Origin of the sequence: Streptomyces sp. NPDC088745 (assembly GCF_044751045.1) — a bacterium.
GTDB lineage: Bacteria > Actinomycetota > Actinomycetes > Streptomycetales > Streptomycetaceae > Streptomyces > Streptomyces cremeus.
The window spans coordinates 347890-364461 of record NZ_JBIVLB010000004.1 but is presented as its reverse complement, the minus strand read 5'-3'; the positions used below and the strand labels follow the sequence as shown (position 1 = coordinate 364461).

The window sequence follows — 16572 nt, the reverse complement described above, 5'->3', positions numbered from 1 at the left end:
CTTACGGTCGGGATCTGTGCAACAACTCGCTCCGGGCCGGGGAGGTTTCCCTATTCCGTATCCGTCCGTGACGGCACGCGCCGGGATGGCCGATCACAGGTGAGGTCCACGCGGCCTTGGGGCACCCGGTGGGGGTCGGGAAGACCGTGCGCGTACTCGGCGGCCTGTACGTGCCAGGGGTTCCACGCGGATGGCAGCGGGTGGACACCGAGGTGATCCGGCACGTGCGCCCCGTCACGGCGGCGGACCCCGGCCCGTACGTACAGCAGTTGATCTCCCTGCATGCCCGGGACTCGGGAGCGCTGCGACGCGTACTGCTCTGCCAACTGACCGCGCCGCTCCAGCAGGACGTGCACGAGCGCGCGCGAAGGACGACGCCGCAGCGCCGCTTCGCCTGTGTCCAGCCGAGCACCAGGAGCACCGCAGAGCGAGCGACTGAGAACGAGCCGGCATCCCTGGGGCGCGGCAGAAGCCGTCGCAGGTAGTACCCGACGAGGGCGGCGCTGAAGACTCGCTGATCAAGCTACATCCGAAAGCATGAATGCATGTACTACTTCCGCTTTTATCCCTGCCTGGGTCGTTGAGCACATGAGTGGCGTCCGCACCGGTTTCTCCTTCGGTGACTCGCCGCCGCACGTCACGCCGAACCAGGAAGGAGAACCCGCATGCACCTGACGCCCCACGAGCAGGAACGGCTCATGATCCGTGTCGCGGCGGATCTGGCCGAACGGCGACTCAGGCGCCAGCCTGATCTCGCACTGAACTACCCGGAGGTCATGGCACTGTTGGCGGCCTACGTGCTGGAGGAGGCCCGCCACGGCACGAAGACGGTCGCGGAACTCATGGACACCAAACTCAGCGATGTGGCCAAGTCGCTCAAGATCCCCAGCAAGACCGCCGGCGTCGACCTGACGGACTTCAAGGTCATGGACGGCCTGCCGGAAATGATCCGCGACGTGCAGGTCGAAGCGACGTTCAAGGACGGCACGAAGCTGGTGACCATCCCGGACCCGCTCGGCAAGGCGGACCCTCGTGCGCAGGTCTACCCGGGCAAGTACGAACTTCTCGCGGACGACGGCCAGCACGCGGTGACGTTCGACGCGGACGACCACGAGGACTCCCTGCGGGAGGGGCCGCTGTGGGCGAAGAACACCGCTAAGCGCCCAATCCAGGTCGGCTCCCACTTCCACCTGGGCGACGTCAACGCGTGCCTCAAGTTCTTCAAGGACGAGGAGTGCACCGACGAGGCCGACGTGAAGGGGAAGCGGCTGCACATCGCGGCCGGCACGTCGGAGCGGATCGAGCCGGAGCACGTGTGCAGAGTGTGGGTGGTGCCCATCAGGGGAGACCAAGTGGTCAAGGGACTTCAACGCGGCAAGACCGACGACGATTGGTCGGTGGCCCGATGAGCGGTGGCTCCAGCCAGGCGAGTGGTGTTGCGCGGTCGACGCCGCGCGAGCTCAGCTTCACCGTGCGTCCTCCGGTGCCGCTGTGGCGGCAGGATTACACCACGCTGTACGGCCCGACGAAGGGCGACCGGGTCAGGCTCGCCGACACGAACCTCGTCGTCGAGATCGAGGAGGACTGGTGCGGGGGGCCGGGCCGTAGCGGCAACGAGATGCTCTTCGGCGGCGGCAAGGTCATCCGGGAGTCGATGGGCCAGTCGCACTTCCCGAGGAGCGACACCACGCACAACCCGGTGGACACGGTGATCACCGGAGCGCTGATCATCGACCACTGGGGTGTGGTGAAGGCCGACGTCGGCCTGCGAGACGGCGAGATCAAGGCGATCGGGCAGGCGTACAACCCGGAAACGATGACACCGAAGCCCTACCCGGCCGAGGAGGACCGGGGCGGGCGTGCCTCGCACTTCGTGGTGGGGCCGGAGACCGAGGTGATCTCCGGCAACGGGCGGATCCTGACCGCGGGCGGCATCGACACCCATGTGCACTTCATCGGCCCCGGGCAGATCCACGAGGCACTCGCGTCGGGAGTGACCACGCTCATCGGCGGTGGCACCGGCCCCGCGGAAGGCAGCCGGGCCACCACCGTGACGCCCGGCGAGTGGCACCTCCGGCGGACGTTCGAGGCCCTGGACGCCTACCCGGTCAACATCGGCCTGTTCGGCAAGGGCGGCACGATCTCCTACGAGGCGCTGGAGGCCCAGATCCTGGCCGGCGCCATCGGCCTCAAGGTCCACGAGGACTGGGGAGCCACCCCCGCGGCCATCGACAGGGCGCTGGAGATCTGCGACACCTATCACGCCCAAGTCGCCCTGCACGCCGACTCGATGAACGAGTCCGGGTTCGTCGAGGACACCTACAACGCCACCAGGGACCCCGGCACCGGAGAGCCCCGGGGCATTCACGTCTTCCATGTCGAAGGCGCCGGCGGCGGCCACGCACCGGACATCATGAAACTGGTCGGCAAGGGCTACGAAAGCGTCCTGCCCGCGTCGACCAATCCGACCCGGCCCCTGACGGTCAACACCGTCGCCGAGCACATGTACATGATGGTCATCTGCCATCACCTCAACCTTGAGGTCCCCGCGGACAAGTCGTACGCCGACTCGCGCATCCGGCCCTCCACCATGGCCGCCGAGGACTGGCTGCACGACACCGGCGCCATCTCGATGATGTCCTCCGACTCGCAGGCCATGGGGCGCATCGGCGAGATGATCATGCGGACCTGGCAGACCGCGCACGTCATGAAGAAGCGCCGCGGCCACCTGCCGGAGGACACCGACAGGCACGACAACCACCGCATCAGGCGCTACATCGCGAAGTACACGATCAACCCGGCCGTCGCCCACGGCATCGACGAGCACGTCGGCTCCGTCGAGACAACCGGGCCTCTGGGCACGTCCAAGGTCGCGGATCTGGTGCTGTGGGAGCCGAAGTTCTTCGGCGTCAGGCCACACATGGTCATCAAGGGCGGACAGATCGCCTACGCGCAGGTCGGCGACGCCAACGCGTCGATCCCGACACCGCAGCCGTACCTGCCCCGCCCGGTGTGGGGGGCGTGCGGCCGGGCCCCGGGAGGCAACTCCTTCAACTTCGTGGTGCCCGAGGCGGTCGGCATCAAGGCGAAGTACGACCTGACCAAGGGAGTGAAAGAGACCAAGTCCACTCGCGGCCTGACCAAGCGGAGCATGAAGCTCAACGGTGAGTCGCCGGAGATCGAGATCGGCCCCGAGACCTTCCAGGTCACCATCGGAGAGGGTGCCGGCACGGGCACGGGTACGGGCACAGAGCCCGGAACAGGGGAACCGGGCGCGAACAGGGGTACGACGACTGACGCCCGCACCGTGCTGAAGAAGGCCCTTGCGGACGGCGCCGACGACGGCGACGAGCCCGACGACAAGCTGATGTTCGACAAGGATCACCCGCAGAGGGATCCGGAGCTCTACGAGACCGAACTGCCGATGGCGCAACGGTACTTCCTCTTCTGAGCATGCCGTCGGTCCGGCGGCGCCCCCTCCCCCGGACCGCCTGCTCGGCAAGCAGTCCTTTTCCTGAGCTCAGTACCTGTGAAAGGCAGGCCACCGTTCCCATGAGCCATGCCGCTCTGCTCGTCCTGGCCGACGGCCGTTTCCCTGCCGGTGGGCACGCCCACTCCGGCGGTGTCGAGGCCGCGGTCGCCTCGCGCGGTGTCCACGACGCCGCGAGCCTGGAGGCGTTCTGCCGGGGCCGCCTGCACACCGCAGGGCTCACCGCGGCCGGCCTCGCCGCCGCTGCCGCCACCGGGTACGACGCGATGGCGCTGGACGAGGCCGCCGACGCCCGCACCCCCGTGCCGGCGCTGCGGCAGGTCGCCCGCAAGCTCGGCCGGCAGATGCTGCGCGCGGCCCGGGCCGCCTGGCCCTGCCCCGAGCTCGACCAGATCGCCCAGCGCCTGCCGCAGGGCGCCCACCAGCCCGTGGTGCTGGGCGTCGCCGCCCGCGCCGCCGGTCTGACCCCGTTGGACGCCGCCCAGTGCGCCGCGTACGAGAGCATCGGCGGCCCGGCGACGGCGGCGGTGCGGCTGCTCAGTCTCAACCCGTTCGACGCGACCGCCCTCCTCGCCCGGCTCGCCGGCGAACTCGACGACGTCGCCCACACCGCCGCCAGGGCGGCAGCACGGCTCGCGGCCGACGGTGTCGCGGTCCTGCCCGCCGCCTCCTCGCCGCTCCTCGACATCACCGGCGAACAGCACGCCGCCTGGCCCATGCGGCTCTTCGCCTCCTGACCCCCAGACCGTTCGGAGTACGCCATGCACCTCGACCACGACACGATGCCGCCGCACCACCACACGCCCAGCGCCGAGGCGCTGCACCCCGACGGCAGCCGCCGTGCCCTGCGTATCGGCCTCGGCGGGCCCGTCGGATCCGGCAAGACCGCCACCGTCGCCGCACTGTGCCGCGCCTTGCGTGACCGGCTGTCCATCGCGGTCGTCACCAACGACATCTACACCCGCGAGGACGCCGAGTTCCTGCTCCGCGAAGCCGTGCTGCCGCCGGAGCGCATCACCGCCGTCGAGACCGGCGCCTGCCCGCACACCGCGATCCGCGACGACATCTCCGCCAACCTGGAAGCCGTCGAGGAGCTGGAGGAATCACTGCCTCCGCTGGACCTGATCCTCATCGAGTCCGGCGGCGACAACCTCACCGCCACCTTCTCCAAGGGCCTCGTCGACCACCAGGTGTTCGTCATCGACGTCTCCAGCGGCGACGACATCCCCCGCAAGGGCGGCCCCGGCATCACCACCGCCGACCTCCTCGTCGTCAACAAGACCGACCTCGCGCCCTACGTCGGCGCCGACCTCGCCACCATGGCCTCCGACGCCGGCCGGCAGCGCGGCAAGCTCCCCGTCGTCTTCACCAGTCTCACCTCCGACGACGGCATTCAGCCCGTCGCCGACTGGGTCGACGGCTGCCTGGCCGCCTGGCGCACCGAGGCCGCCGTATGACAGCCACCGCACCGCATCCGGGCCCACCGCCCACCATGGCACCCCCCGCGCCGGCCGCCGCGGGAAACGAGACGGCCAGCGGTCAGACAGTCGGAACACACATGGCCGGGCGCGTGCACCCCACGGACCCCGAACACTCCGGGGTGCGGGCCACCGCCGTCATCAGAGCCGTCCGCAAAGGCTCCACCACGACCGTGCCGCTCATGCGCAACAGCGGCCCCTTCCACCTGCACCAGACGCAACCCCACAACGGGTGGGCCCGGGTCAGCGTGATCAGCTCCATGTGCGCACCCCTCGGCGGGGACCGGCTCGCCCTCGACATCACCGCCGGGGAACGCGCCGAACTGGAGGTGACCACGCCGACCGCCACCATCGCGCTGCCCGGCGCCACCACCGCCCCGGCCACCTATGACGTCCGCCTCACCGTCGCCGACCACGCCATGCTGTCCTGGCTGCCCAAACCCCTGATCAGCGCCTCGGGCAGCACCCTTCACCAGAGCTGCACGGTCGACCTCGCGTCCACCGCCGCCGTCCTCCTGCGCGAGGAGCAACTCCTCGGCCGCACGGCTGAGCCCCCGGGTCGCCTCTCCACCCGCCTCACCGTGTTGCGCGGCGGCCGCCCCGTACTCGACCAGCACACCGCCTACGGCGGGACGACGCCCGCCTGGGACGGCCCCGCCGTGCTGGGCGGGCACCGCGCCGCCGGCCAGCTCCTCGTCGTGGACCCCCGCCTCCCCGCCGACCGCCCATCGGTCCTCATCGGCGACGACCGGGAGAAGGGCCACGCCGTTCTCACCCCGCTCGCCCGGCACCCCGCCTACCTGGCCACCGCCACCGCCACCACTCTCCACCAGGTGGGCGAGCTCCTCGACACCGCGCTCGAACACATCCGGAACATGTAGCCGGGGCCGGCCATCTGCCGGAGCGTGCGAGGGGCTCACGGCAGTGCGGCCGGCGTGATCACGGTGCCGGAGCCGTTCCGGATGCTCCCGTTCACCGGGCCGGGCCCGCGCTGCTGCGACAAGCCGGTAACCGCGGCCGCCGAACCGCTCCCGAACCCGGCGCTCGGCGGCCGGGGCCCTCGGGGCGGGGGGAGTCTCAAGCGACCAGCCTCATCCCACCGGCCCCCTGACCACCGATTCCAGCGTTCCCAGCACCTCCTCCGCGAACAGCAGCCCGGCCGGGCCGTGGCCGTGGCCTTCGCGGCGGACGAGGGCGAGGATGTTGTTGCTGAACGCCCGGTCGCGTACCGGCCGGAACACCAGGATTCCGCTCTGCCGCTCCTCGGCCATGTCGAATTTGCTGAGAAAGGCGATGGCGTCGCCCGAGACGGCGAGCTTTTTCATCGTCTCGATGGAATTGGTGCGGAACGCCGGCTCGACCTTGATTCCGGCCTCGTTGAAGGTGTCGGCGATGATTCCGTGAATCGTCATCGAGCGGTCCGCGAAAACGAGGGGATGGGCCGCACACCGCGCCAGCGGAATGGTTTCCATGGGAGCCAGGGGGTGGGTCGGGGCGAGCACCGCTCCGAGGCGGGTGGCCAGTTGCCAGCAGGTTTCCAGTTGCGGGGAGGGCGGGACGTTGAATCCCAGGCCGAGGTCGGCCTCGCCGTTCTGCACGGCCCGCAGGATGTCGTGGCTCGACATCACCCGGATCGAGATCCGCACCTCGGGATAACGGGCGCGGAAACTCGCCGTCGCGGCGGCGACCACACCGCTGGCCAGCCCGGTCATCGTGGCGATCGCCACCTCCCCGCTGGGCAGCGCGTGCAGGTCGCGCATCGCGCTCACTGCCTCGCGGTAGTCCCGCATGGTCCGCCGGGCGTGCGCGAGGAGCACCTCACCGGCGGGCGTCAGCCGCATCCCGCGCGGCATGCGCTCGAACAGCTTCTCCCCCAACTCCTTCTCCAGCAGCAGGAGTTGGCGATTGATGGCCGACGGCGCGACGTGCAGCCGGGCCCCCGCCGCCCGGATGGATCCGCAGCGCGCCACCTCGTCGATGTAGAGCAGCAGGCGTGAGTGCAGCATGTCGGCCTCCCCGAGCCCGACCGTACACAAAAAGCGCACGGTCCGTGCGAAAACGGCTGCTTGTCAGCAACAGTCGCCTGCCCTTTCATGTCCTCACCGCACACAACGCATTTCCGTCTCCCGCACGGCGATCGGCGGTCCGCGGTCGGCAATGAATGCGTGGTGGGCGGACGACGGCACACAGCAGACCGACGACGAGGCGAGGACATCATGGTGCAGGCGCACAGGGACAACCGGACGGACATCGCGCATTCCGTTCCCCTTCACGACGAACACGTCCGGACGGTGTTCGGCATTCTGCACGGCGAGCGGGAAGCCGATCTCCTGCTGCGGAATCTGAGCATTCTGGACGTGCACAGCGAGGCGGTGTTCCAGGGGTCGATTCTCGTGCACGGCGGACGCATCATCGCGTTGGACCCCGACGAGTCCGTCGTCCGGACCCGGGAGGTGTTCGACGGGCAGGGCCTGTACGCCATCCCCGGACTCATCGACGCGCACCTGCACTTCGACGCCCAGCTCGCGCACCCCGCCGCCTTCGGCGAGGCGATCGTACCGAGCGGCACGACGACCATCTTCGCCGAGACCCTGGACTTCGCGAGCGCGGCCGGTGACGAGGCGGTCGAGGCGGTCCGCGCCCTGTTCCGGGACCACGAGAAGCTGCCCTACCGGATCTACGCCTTCGCACCGGGCAAGAAGACCTCGGTCGAGGTCACCGAGGCCATGCTGAAGATGGACCCGGTGATCGGTCTCGGCGAGCTCGCCCACCTCTCGTACATGACCGGCAACGACGACGACTTCCGCAGGGCGGCCCTGGGCCGCGCCAACGGCGGCTGGGTGAACAGCCATTGGGGCGTGACCGCGCTGCCGGACATGCTCCTCAACTACCTGCCCGCGATCGGCGCGCACAACAACCACGACGTCTGGAACGAGGACGACATCGAGAAGAGCGTCCGCTACGGCCTGCGCACCCAGATCAAGTTCGGCGTGGGCAGCCCCGAGGTCATCAGGACGATGCTGCGCGCCCTCGTGAAACGCCGCTGGCCGGCCGAGAACTTCCAGTTGTGCGCCGACAACATCTCCGTCGACCGCGTCCTGACCAAGGGCCACATCGACTGGGTGATCTCCCTGGCCGTCGAGATGGGCATGAACCCGATCCACGCCATCAAGATGGGCACGCTCTACGCGGCCCGCTCCTTCGGGATGGACAACGAGTTCGGCTCCCTCGCCCCCGGCCGGTTCGCCGACATCGTGCTGACCGACAGCCTCTCCCGGATCAATCCGCTGTACGTGTTCAAGGGCGGCGAACTCGTCGCCCGGGACCGCAGGCTCCTCAAGGCCGCCGAACTGGACTACTCCGGCATGGTGCAGGAGCCCCGCCCCGGGCTCGCCGGCCTGTCCCCCGGGCAGCTCGACCTCACCCCGACCGAGGTCTCCGCCGACGGAAGCCGGGCCAAGGTCCTGCTCTTCGACGTGTACGGGCGCGGCCACCTCAAGTTCGCCCAGGAGGTCTGGGTGCCCTTGCGGGACGGCGCGGTCGTCCCGGAGCTGGACGGCGAGCCGCTCAACCGGATCTCGGTCGTGCAGCGGTACGCGGACGGCGAGCGCCACGTGGTCAACGGCCTCTTCAGGGGCGTGTCGATCTCCCGCGGCGCGGTCTCGACGTTCTGGCCGGCGCCCCGCGCCTACTTCGTGGCCGTCGGCTCCGACAGCACCGAGATGCACGACAGCCTCACCCGGCTGGACACCCGCGTCGGCGGTTGCCTGGTGACCGAGGGGGGACAGGTGAAGGCCGAGCTGGCGCTGGACATCTACGGCGTCATGGCCGACATGAACCTGTCCGAACTCCTCGCCGCGACCCGCTCGATCGACGCGGAACTGGAGAAGCTGGGCCACCACAACGAGGGCGAACCGGTCGTCAACAAGCTCCTGACGCTCTTCATCTCGCTCGACCGCTTCGGGTTCATGATCTGACGAACGCCTCCCGTCCGGTCAGCAGACACCGCCTCCCCATCCGGTCAGCAGACACAGGAGAAGCCCGTGTTGCAGCACGAACGGCACGAACAGGAAGTCGGAGTCGTCGACACCGGAGGTCTGCCGCGGCGGTGGATCACCTACGCGGCCGGCATCTACCTGCTGACGCTGGGCGTCAGCCTCGCCATCAGGGCCGGCATCGGCATCTCGCCGCAGAGCAGCCTCACCCGCACCATGACCCTGGTGTTTCCCGGGATGAGCCAGGGGACATTCAACTTCCTGCTCGAACTCGTCATGCTCGCGCTGACCTACCTGGTCATGCCGAAGGCCTTCCGGCTCAGGAACTTCCTGTCGCTGGTCCCGGCCCTCGCCCTGGCCACGTTCCTCGACCTGAACCTGAGGCTGACGCAGTGGATCGTGCCGGACGCCTACGCCGCCAGGTTCGCGCTCCTGGTCTTCGCGGACGCGCTGCTGGCCTTCGGCCTGTTCCTGATGATCCGCGCCAACCTGGTCCTCATGCCGGTCGACATGTTCGTCAACACCGTCTTCCGGCGGAAGGGCTGGAAGTGGGGCAACATCAAGACGGCCTTCGACTGCACCCTGCTCGTCGTCTCGGCGGCGGTCGGCCTGATCTGCCTCGGCGCACCGCACTTCGTCCGCGAGGGCACCGTCATCAACGGCGTCCTCGTCGGACAGTACGTACGGCTCTGCTTCTTCCTCTTCCACCGGTTGCGGCCGCGCCGCGAACGTACGGACCGGGGGTGAGCGGTCACCCCTCGTCGGGCGTCAGCCGCAGGGAGATCGAGTTGATGCAGTAGCGCTGGTCGGTCGGGGTCGGGTAGCCCTCGCCCTCGAAGACGTGGCCCAGGTGCGAGCCGCAGCGCGCGCAGCGGACCTCGGTGCGGACCATGCCGTGCGAGGTGTCGGAGACGAGCTCGACCGCGTCGGTGTCCTTCGGGTCGTAGAAGGACGGCCAGCCGCAGTGCGACTCGAACTTGGTGTCGGAGCGGAACAGCTCGGCGCCGCAGGCGCGGCAGGAGTAGACGCCCGTCGTCTTCGTGTCGGTGTACTCGCCGACGAAGGCCGGTTCCGTGCCGGCCCGGCGCAGGACCGCGTACTCGGCGGGGGTCAGTTCCTCGCGCCACTGCTCGTCGGGCTTTTCGATGTCGTACGGCATGACCTTGAGTCCCCTTACTTGTCGGCCGGGCTCGCCAGGCGGGCCAGGATCCGCGGGCCCAGGTCCGTCACGTCGCCCGCGCCCATGGTGAGAACCAGGTCACCGGGCCGGGACATTCCCGCGATCACGTCGGGGACCGCGGACATGTCGGAGACGGCCGTCACCTGCGCGCCCGCCGCCTTCGCCGCGTCGATGATCAGGGCGCTGGTGACGCCTTCGACCGGGTCCTCGCGGGCCGGGTAGATGTCCAGGACCACCGAGGCGTCGGCGAGGGCGAGGGCCTCGCCCATCTCCTGGCCGAGTTCCTGGGTGCGGGAGAAGAGGTGGGGCTGGAAGACCACGAGGAGGCGGGCGTCGGCCGCCGCGCCCCGCATGGCCTCCAGGTCGGCGGTCATCTCGGTCGGGTGGTGCGCGTACGAGTCGATGACCTGCACGCCCTGCTCCTCGCCCTTGAGCTGGAGGCGGCGCTTGACGCCCGTGTACGTGCCGAGGGCGGAGGCCAGGTTGTGCGCCGGGAGGCCGAGGGCGACGCCCGCGGCGAGCGCGGCGACCGCGTTGTGGGCGTAGTGGGCGCCGGGGACGGAGACCGTGAAGGTGAGGAACTTGCCGTTCAGGAGGACGGTGACCTCGCTGGACAGGCCGCGCGGGGTGATCTTGTGGACGCGGACGTCGGCCTGGGCGGAGTCGCCGTAGGTGACGATGTTGAGCAGTTCCTCGCCCCGCAGGCGCTGGGCGAGTTCGACCGCGCCCCCCTGGTCGGCGTTGACGACCAGCGTGCCGCCCGGGACGATCTTGCGGGCGAAGGTCTCGAAGGACTCGTAGATCTCGTCCATCGAGGCGTAGTTCGCGTGGTGGTCGAGTTCGACGTTGAGGACGATCGCGACCTGGGGGTCGTACTTCTGGAAGCTGCGGTCGCTCTCGTCGGCCTCGGCGACGAAGATGTCGCCCTCGCCGTGCAGGGCGTTCGTGCCGGGCCCGGCCAGGTCGCCGCCGATGGCGTACGAGGGGTCCAGGCCCATGTCGGTGAGGGCGACCGCGAGCATGGAGGTCGTGGTCGTCTTGCCGTGGGTGCCCGCGACGGCGATGGCGCGCAGGCCGTCCATCAGGGAGGCGAGCGCGTCGGAGCGGTGGACGACGGGGATGCCCAGCTCGGCGGCGCGGACCAGTTCCGGGTTGTCGGCCCGGATCGCGGACGACACCACGACGGCGGTGGCGTCGTCCGCGAGGTTGCCGGCCGCGTGGCCGATGTGCACGGTGGCGCCCAGTTCGCGCAGGGCCTCGGCGGTGCCGGACTCCTTGGCGTCGCTGCCCGCGACCTTCGCGCCGCGCTGGGCGAGGATCTTGGCGATGCCCGACATTCCGGCGCCGCCGATGCCGATGAAGTGCGGTCGGTCCAGGGCGGTGGGAATGCCGGGTGCCATGCGGTTCTCCGTACGTTTCGGTCGTCTTGCGGTCGTCAGGCGGTCGTCTTGCGGACTTCGTGCAAGCCGCTTGCGGCCTTCTCGGCGGAAGGCAGCCCCACCCTATTCGCTGTGCGAGAAGAGCTTGAGCACCGGGACGCCGACCTTGTGACGCGCCCTGGACGCCCAGTCGCGGTGGAAGAACTCCTCCACGTAGTGCGGTGCGGTCAGGACGATCACCTCGTCGGCGCCCGTCTCGTCGACGACGGACTTCAGCAGGTCCAGCGGGTGGTCCTCGACCACCCGGCCCACCGCCTCGCTGCCCGTGGCGCGCAGTGCCGTGAGGGAGACCGCGAGGCCCCGCTCGGCGATCGGCCGGGCGTCCTCGCCCTCGGGCTCGTCGCCCTCGCGGACCGCCTCGTCCAGTTCGCCCATCGCCACGTCGTCAATGGCTCTCAGCAGGACGTCGGCCTGATCGCCCCGTGGTTGCATCAGCACCACGAACGAGACCTGCTCCTCCCCGTGCAGGGTCGTGACGAACTCCACGTCGGCCGCGGTGAGGGGCTTCTCGATCATCAATACGCTCGTGAACATGTCGGGCGCCCTTTCTCCTTCTCTGGCCCTGTACGCCAGTGGGTCTGTACGCCTGGGTCTGTACGCCTGACCTGTACGTCTGCGCGCTCCGGCCGGCGCGAAACCTCGCGGAAACCATCGTTCCCCGCGCGGGCACGGGAACCGCTGGGGTTAAGTGTGCCCACCCGGGCTAAAGCGGAACGACAAATTCCACCGTTTGTCGGCCTGTGGCAAATGATCACATGTGGCGCTGTTTCCGACGGTACTGGGTGAACAGGAACCCGGCCTCTTCCAGAATCGACGCCAGGACGAAACGATCCGGAACCGCGAGCCCCGGTCCGTCCGCGATCCGCTGGGCGTGCCCGGAGGTGAGCATCGGGGACAGGGTCAGGCACAGCTCGTCCAGCACGCCGTCCGCGACGAACTGGGCCAGCAGCCTGGGCCCGCCCTCGGTGAGCTGGCGTTTCAGGCCCCGCTCGGCCAGGACCCGTACCGCCCTGCCCGTCTCCACCCCGGCGCCGTCCCCGGCGATCAGCACCTCGGCCCCCGCCGCGCGGGCCGCGCGCACCCGTTCCGGAGGGGCCGTGGCGCCGGTCAGCACCAGGGTCGGGACGAGGGGCTCGGTGAAGAGCGGCAGGGCGAAGTCCAGGTCCAGGCTCGCGCTGACCACGGCGACGGCGGGGGCCGGGCCCTGGCCCGCGGCCTTCCGGCGGGCGGCGAAGGCGTCCCGGGCGCGGGCGGGCCGGTAGCCCTCCTGCCGTACCGTTTCCGCACCCACCACGATCACGTCGGCCAGCGCCCGCAGGGTGCCGAAGATCCGCATGTCGGTGTCGGAGGAGATCGGCTGGGAGCGGCCGTCGTGCTGGGCCGCACCGTCCAGCGTGGAGACCATGTTGGCGCGCAGCCAGACGTCCGGCCCGGTGGGGTACGCGTAGGCGTCGGCCAGTGCGTCCAGGCTCCAGGTCCCGGCCGCCGGGACTTCCTCCGGGACTTCCGCCGAGGTCCGCGCCGGCGCTTCCGCCGTGGCTTCCGTCGGCGCTTCCACGGAAGCTTCCGCCGCAGCGCGGGATGTTTCGTCGGTCACAGGGAACAGGCGTCGCATGGGGGCAGTCTGGCACGGCACATAGAGTGGACGGTTGTGTCGTCCTCACAGCCGTCTCCGTCGAAATCCGCCGCTCAGGGCCCCGGCAGCCCCATAGCCGACGCGGCCCCCCTCTCGCTGTCCGCCCGCGAGCCGCACGTCCCGGCCGACCGGCTGGTGGCCGAGATGGTGCCGCCGCCGCGCTTCGACTCCGTACGGTTCGATACGTACATCCCCGACCCGAAGCAGCCGAGCCAGCCCGAGGCGGTCCGGGTGCTGAGCGCCTTCGCGGCGGGGCTCGGGTCCGCGCCGTCGGCCGGGAAGCGGCGCTGGTTCGGCAAGAAGGCCCCGGCGAAGGCCACCGGGCCGCGCGGGGTGTACCTGGACGGCGGCTACGGCGTCGGCAAGACGCACCTGCTGGCCTCGCTCTGGCACGCGACGCCCGCCGAGCCGCAGCTCAAGGCCTTCGGCACGTTCGTGGAGCTGACGAACCTGGTCGGCGCGCTCGGCTTCCAGCAGACGGTGGCGACCCTGAGCGGGCACCGGCTGCTGTGCATCGACGAGTTCGAGCTGGACGACCCGGGCGACACCGTGCTGGTGTCCTCGCTGCTCAGCCGCCTGGTCGAGAGCGGGGTCGCGCTCGCCGCCACCTCCAACACCCTGCCCGGCAAGCTGGGCGAGGGCCGGTTCGCCGCCGCGGACTTCCTGCGGGAGATCCAGGGCCTGTCCGCGCACTTCCGTCCGCTGCGCATCGACGGCGAGGACTACCGCCACCGGGGCCTGCCGGAAGCGCCGCCTCCGTACACCGACGAGCAGGTCACGCGGGCCGCGCACGCGACGGAGGGCGCCAGCCTGGACGCCTTCCCGGAGCTGCTGGACCACCTGGCCAAGGTGCACCCGAGCCGGTACGGGGCGCTCACCGACGACCTGCGGGCCGTCTGCCTGACCGGGGTGACCCCGGTGCCCGACCAGTCGACGGCGCTGCGGCTCGTGGTGCTGGCGGACCGGCTGTACGACCGCGAGGTGCCGGTGCTCGCGTCCGGGGTGCCCTTCGACAGGCTCTTCAGTGACGAGATGCTGAACGGCGGCTACCGGAAGAAGTACTTCCGGGCGATCTCCCGGCTGACGGCCCTGGCGCGGGACGCGAAGGGGCTGGTGGCGCAGTAGGTTCTGGGTGTTGTCCGTCATTTCTGCGAATCTGCGAAGGGTTTCACCATGGCCACCACCCGTAACGCGCACACCGACTGGACCGGCAGCCTCATGGAGGGCGAGGGCACCGTCTCCCTCGACTCCTCCCGGGTCGGCAGCTACGCCGTGTCCTGGCCGTCGCGCGCCGAGGAGGCGAACGGAAAGACCAGCCCCGAGGAGCTGATCGCCGCCGCCCACTCGTCCTGCTTCTCGATGGCCCTCTCGCACGGCCTGTCCGGCGCGGGTCACACCCCGACCCGGATCAGCACCGCCGCCGCGGTGACCTTCCAGCCGGGCGAGGGCATCACCGGCATCCACCTCACCGTGGAGGGCGAGGTCCCGGGTCTGGACGAGGCGGGCTTCCAGGAGGCCGCCGAGAACGCCAAGGCCAACTGCCCGGTCAGCCAGGCGCTCGCGGGCGTCAAGAACATCACGCTGGACGCCAAGCTGGTCTGAGGTCCCGGGGCGTGTCCGGGTGACTTCGGGAGCCCTCTGATCCAGCGGTGCTTCCGGGCGACTCCGGGCGTCCGCTGATCCAGGGGTGTTTTCGGGTGACTCCGGGCGTCCGGCGAGGAGTTGTGGCCCGCATGGTTCACGTGTCACCGGTTGCGTGATACACACGTGCGGGTCACATTCCTGTCCGCCAGCAGGGAGTTGCCTCATGTCAGCAACCGAGAAGTCCCCGACGCCCGGCACGTCTCCGGCGTCCGAAAAGCCCCCGGCCGCCGACGCCTCACGACGCCAGGTCCTCGCCCGCACGGGCGCGTTGGGTGCGGGCATCGCCTTCACCGGGGCCCTCTCCGAAGTCTTCGCGGGTACGGCCCTGGCCGGACCGCGCGGCGGCGGGGGCCGGCACCGCGCGGGATACGGGCCGCTGGTGCCCGACCCCGAGGGCCTGCTCGACCTGCCCCGGGGCTTCCGCTACCGGGTCCTCTCCCGCGAGGGCGAGCCGCTCAGATCCGGCGAGGGCCCGGTGCCCGGCAACCACGACGGCATGACGGCGCTCCGGGGCCGCCGCGGCCGCGTCCACCTGGTCCGCAACCACGAGAACCGGCAGAGCGCGCGGTACGGCGTGCCCACCGTCAAGGGCCTGACCTACGACCCGGCCGCCAAGGGCGGCTGCACCTCGCTCACCCTGGACGGCCGCGGCAACGTCCTGGAGGAGCGCGTCGGCATCGCCGGCACGGCCGTCAACTGCGCGGGCGGGCCCACCCCCTGGGGTACCTGGCTCACCTGCGAGGAGAACGAGGACAAGGCCGGGACGGCCGGGTACACCAAGGACCACGGCTTCATCTTCGAGGTGGACCCCGCCGACCCGCACCGCACCGGCGCGGTCCCGCTGACCGCGATGGGCCGCTTCCAGCACGAGGCGATCGCCGTCGACCCGAAGAGCGGCATCGTGTACGAGACGGAGGACGCCTTCGCGTTCCCCTTCGGCCTCTTCTACCGCTTCCTGCCCGAGAAGCCCTGCGGCGGCGTGAACTCGCTGCGGGCGGGCGGCGCGCTGGAGGCCATGCGGGTCCCCGGCGTGCCGGACCTCTCCGCCGTCCACGAGGCCGGCCGCAGCTTCGGCGGGGTGGAGTGGGTGCCGGTGCCGGACCCGCTCGCCGAGCAGACCCCCGTCCGGCTCCAGGACTTCGGCAAGAAGGGCATCACCCACGCCCAGAAGCTGGAGGGCTGTTACTGGGGCGACAACGCCGTCTACTTCGTCTCCAGCTACGCCAGGACCAAGGAGGGCTCGCTCAAGGACCACTTCGGGCAGGTCTGGAAGTACGAGCCGAACCGGCGCCGGCTCACCCTGGTGGTGGTCTTCGGCCCGGACACCGACCACCGGCTGCCCGGTGAGTACCCGGACAACATCTGTCTCGCGCCGAGCGGCGGCCTGATGGTGTGCGAGGACGGCGACGGCGCGCAGCACGTGTTCGGTCTGAGCCGCCGGGGCCAGGTCTACCCGATGGCCCGCAACCGGCAGAACATCGGCACGCCCGAGGCGCCCGAGTGGGGCGAGTTCGCCGGGGTCACCTTCTCGCCGGACGAGTCGACGATGTACGTGAACTGCTACACCCCCGGGACGACGTTCGCGGTGACGGGACCCTGGGACGACTGACCCGAGGGGCCGGGGGCGGGCGGGCCGGTCCGCGCTCCCCCGGCCCCGCCGGCCCCCTCGTCCGCCGCAAGGCGGCTGAGGACGGCTTCCAGGGCTCGCGG

The 16572-nt window shown here is 70.4% G+C and carries 16 protein-coding genes; 10 read left to right on the top strand and 6 right to left on the bottom strand.

What is annotated here, in order from left to right; all coding sequences use genetic code 11:
* Positions 1–665 precede the first annotated feature (665 nt).
* From ureA to ACIP93_RS14430, 5 genes are all read left to right on the top strand, one after another.
* Positions 666–1409, top strand: a complete 744-nt coding sequence (ureA, locus tag ACIP93_RS14450) for an urease subunit gamma (RefSeq protein WP_401758494.1) — start codon at positions 666–668, stop codon at positions 1407–1409.
* Positions 1406–3451, top strand: a complete 2046-nt coding sequence (gene ureC, locus ACIP93_RS14445; protein ID WP_401758492.1) for an urease subunit alpha — start codon at positions 1406–1408, stop codon at positions 3449–3451. Before ureA ends, ureC begins: the two co-directional genes overlap by 4 nt.
* 101 nt (positions 3452–3552) lie before the next feature.
* Complete coding sequence (locus tag ACIP93_RS14440) at positions 3553–4227, top strand: urease accessory protein UreF (protein WP_401758489.1); 675 nt, start codon at positions 3553–3555, stop codon at positions 4225–4227.
* Positions 4228–4251: 24 nt separating this feature from the next.
* The gene (gene ureG / locus ACIP93_RS14435) at positions 4252–4947 is read left to right on the top strand and encodes an urease accessory protein UreG (RefSeq protein WP_401758486.1); all 696 of its coding nucleotides are present in this window, start codon (positions 4252–4254) and stop codon (positions 4945–4947) included.
* A gap of 101 nt (positions 4948–5048) precedes the next feature.
* Positions 5049–5849: an urease accessory protein UreD gene (locus ACIP93_RS14430; RefSeq protein WP_401758483.1), complete on the top strand. Its 801-nt coding sequence runs from the start codon at positions 5049–5051 to the stop codon at positions 5847–5849.
* 210 nt (positions 5850–6059) lie between these two features.
* On the opposite strand, the gene ACIP93_RS14425 is transcribed toward ACIP93_RS14430, so the two are convergent.
* Entirely contained in the window at positions 6060–6974 is a 915-nt protein-coding gene (locus ACIP93_RS14425; protein WP_401758480.1) for a LysR family transcriptional regulator, read from the bottom strand.
* Positions 6975–7067: 93 nt separating this feature from the next.
* Positions 7068–7331 (bottom strand): hypothetical protein, encoded by a 264-nt coding sequence (locus ACIP93_RS14420; protein WP_401758477.1) that lies wholly within the window; start codon positions 7329–7331, stop codon positions 7068–7070.
* Here ACIP93_RS14420 and ACIP93_RS14415 point away from each other — a divergent pair.
* Positions 7326–8945 carry an adenine deaminase C-terminal domain-containing protein gene (locus ACIP93_RS14415; RefSeq protein ID WP_401758474.1) on the top strand — a complete coding sequence of 540 codons (1620 nt, stop codon included), beginning with the start codon at positions 7326–7328 and terminating at the stop codon, positions 8943–8945. The genes ACIP93_RS14420 and ACIP93_RS14415 overlap by 6 nt on opposite strands.
* 66 nt (positions 8946–9011) lie before the next feature.
* A complete protein-coding gene (locus ACIP93_RS14410) occupies positions 9012–9710 on the top strand; it encodes a YitT family protein (RefSeq protein WP_401758471.1) in 699 nt (232 codons plus the stop codon).
* A gap of 4 nt (positions 9711–9714) precedes the next feature.
* On the opposite strand, the gene msrB is transcribed toward ACIP93_RS14410, so the two are convergent.
* From msrB to ACIP93_RS14390, 4 genes are all read right to left on the bottom strand, one after another.
* Positions 9715–10122 carry a peptide-methionine (R)-S-oxide reductase MsrB gene (msrB, locus tag ACIP93_RS14405; RefSeq protein WP_345217703.1) on the bottom strand — a complete coding sequence of 136 codons (408 nt, stop codon included), beginning with the start codon at positions 10120–10122 and terminating at the stop codon, positions 9715–9717.
* Between the two features lie 14 nt (positions 10123–10136).
* On the bottom strand, positions 10137–11543 hold the full coding sequence (gene murC / locus ACIP93_RS14400; RefSeq protein WP_401758467.1) for a UDP-N-acetylmuramate--L-alanine ligase: 1407 nt from the start codon (positions 11541–11543) through the stop codon (positions 10137–10139).
* A 102-nt stretch (positions 11544–11645) separates the two neighbouring features.
* Positions 11646–12116, bottom strand: coding sequence for an indole-3-glycerol phosphate synthase (locus ACIP93_RS14395; protein ID WP_345217700.1), 471 nt, complete (start codon positions 12114–12116; stop codon positions 11646–11648).
* A gap of 217 nt (positions 12117–12333) precedes the next feature.
* Complete coding sequence (locus tag ACIP93_RS14390; protein WP_401758464.1) at positions 12334–13197, bottom strand: pyrimidine reductase family protein; 864 nt, start codon at positions 13195–13197, stop codon at positions 12334–12336.
* A 36-nt stretch (positions 13198–13233) separates the two neighbouring features.
* Between ACIP93_RS14390 and zapE the strand changes: the two genes are divergently transcribed.
* The 3 genes from zapE (at position 13234) to ACIP93_RS14375 (ending at position 16471) form a co-directional block, all read left to right on the top strand.
* Complete coding sequence (gene zapE, locus ACIP93_RS14385) at positions 13234–14343, top strand: cell division protein ZapE (RefSeq protein ID WP_401758460.1); 1110 nt, start codon at positions 13234–13236, stop codon at positions 14341–14343.
* A gap of 48 nt (positions 14344–14391) precedes the next feature.
* On the top strand, positions 14392–14820 hold the full coding sequence (locus tag ACIP93_RS14380; protein ID WP_345217695.1) for an OsmC family protein: 429 nt from the start codon (positions 14392–14394) through the stop codon (positions 14818–14820).
* A gap of 205 nt (positions 14821–15025) precedes the next feature.
* Positions 15026–16471, top strand: a complete 1446-nt coding sequence (locus ACIP93_RS14375; RefSeq protein WP_401758456.1) for an alkaline phosphatase PhoX — start codon at positions 15026–15028, stop codon at positions 16469–16471.
* Positions 16472–16572 lie beyond the last annotated feature (101 nt).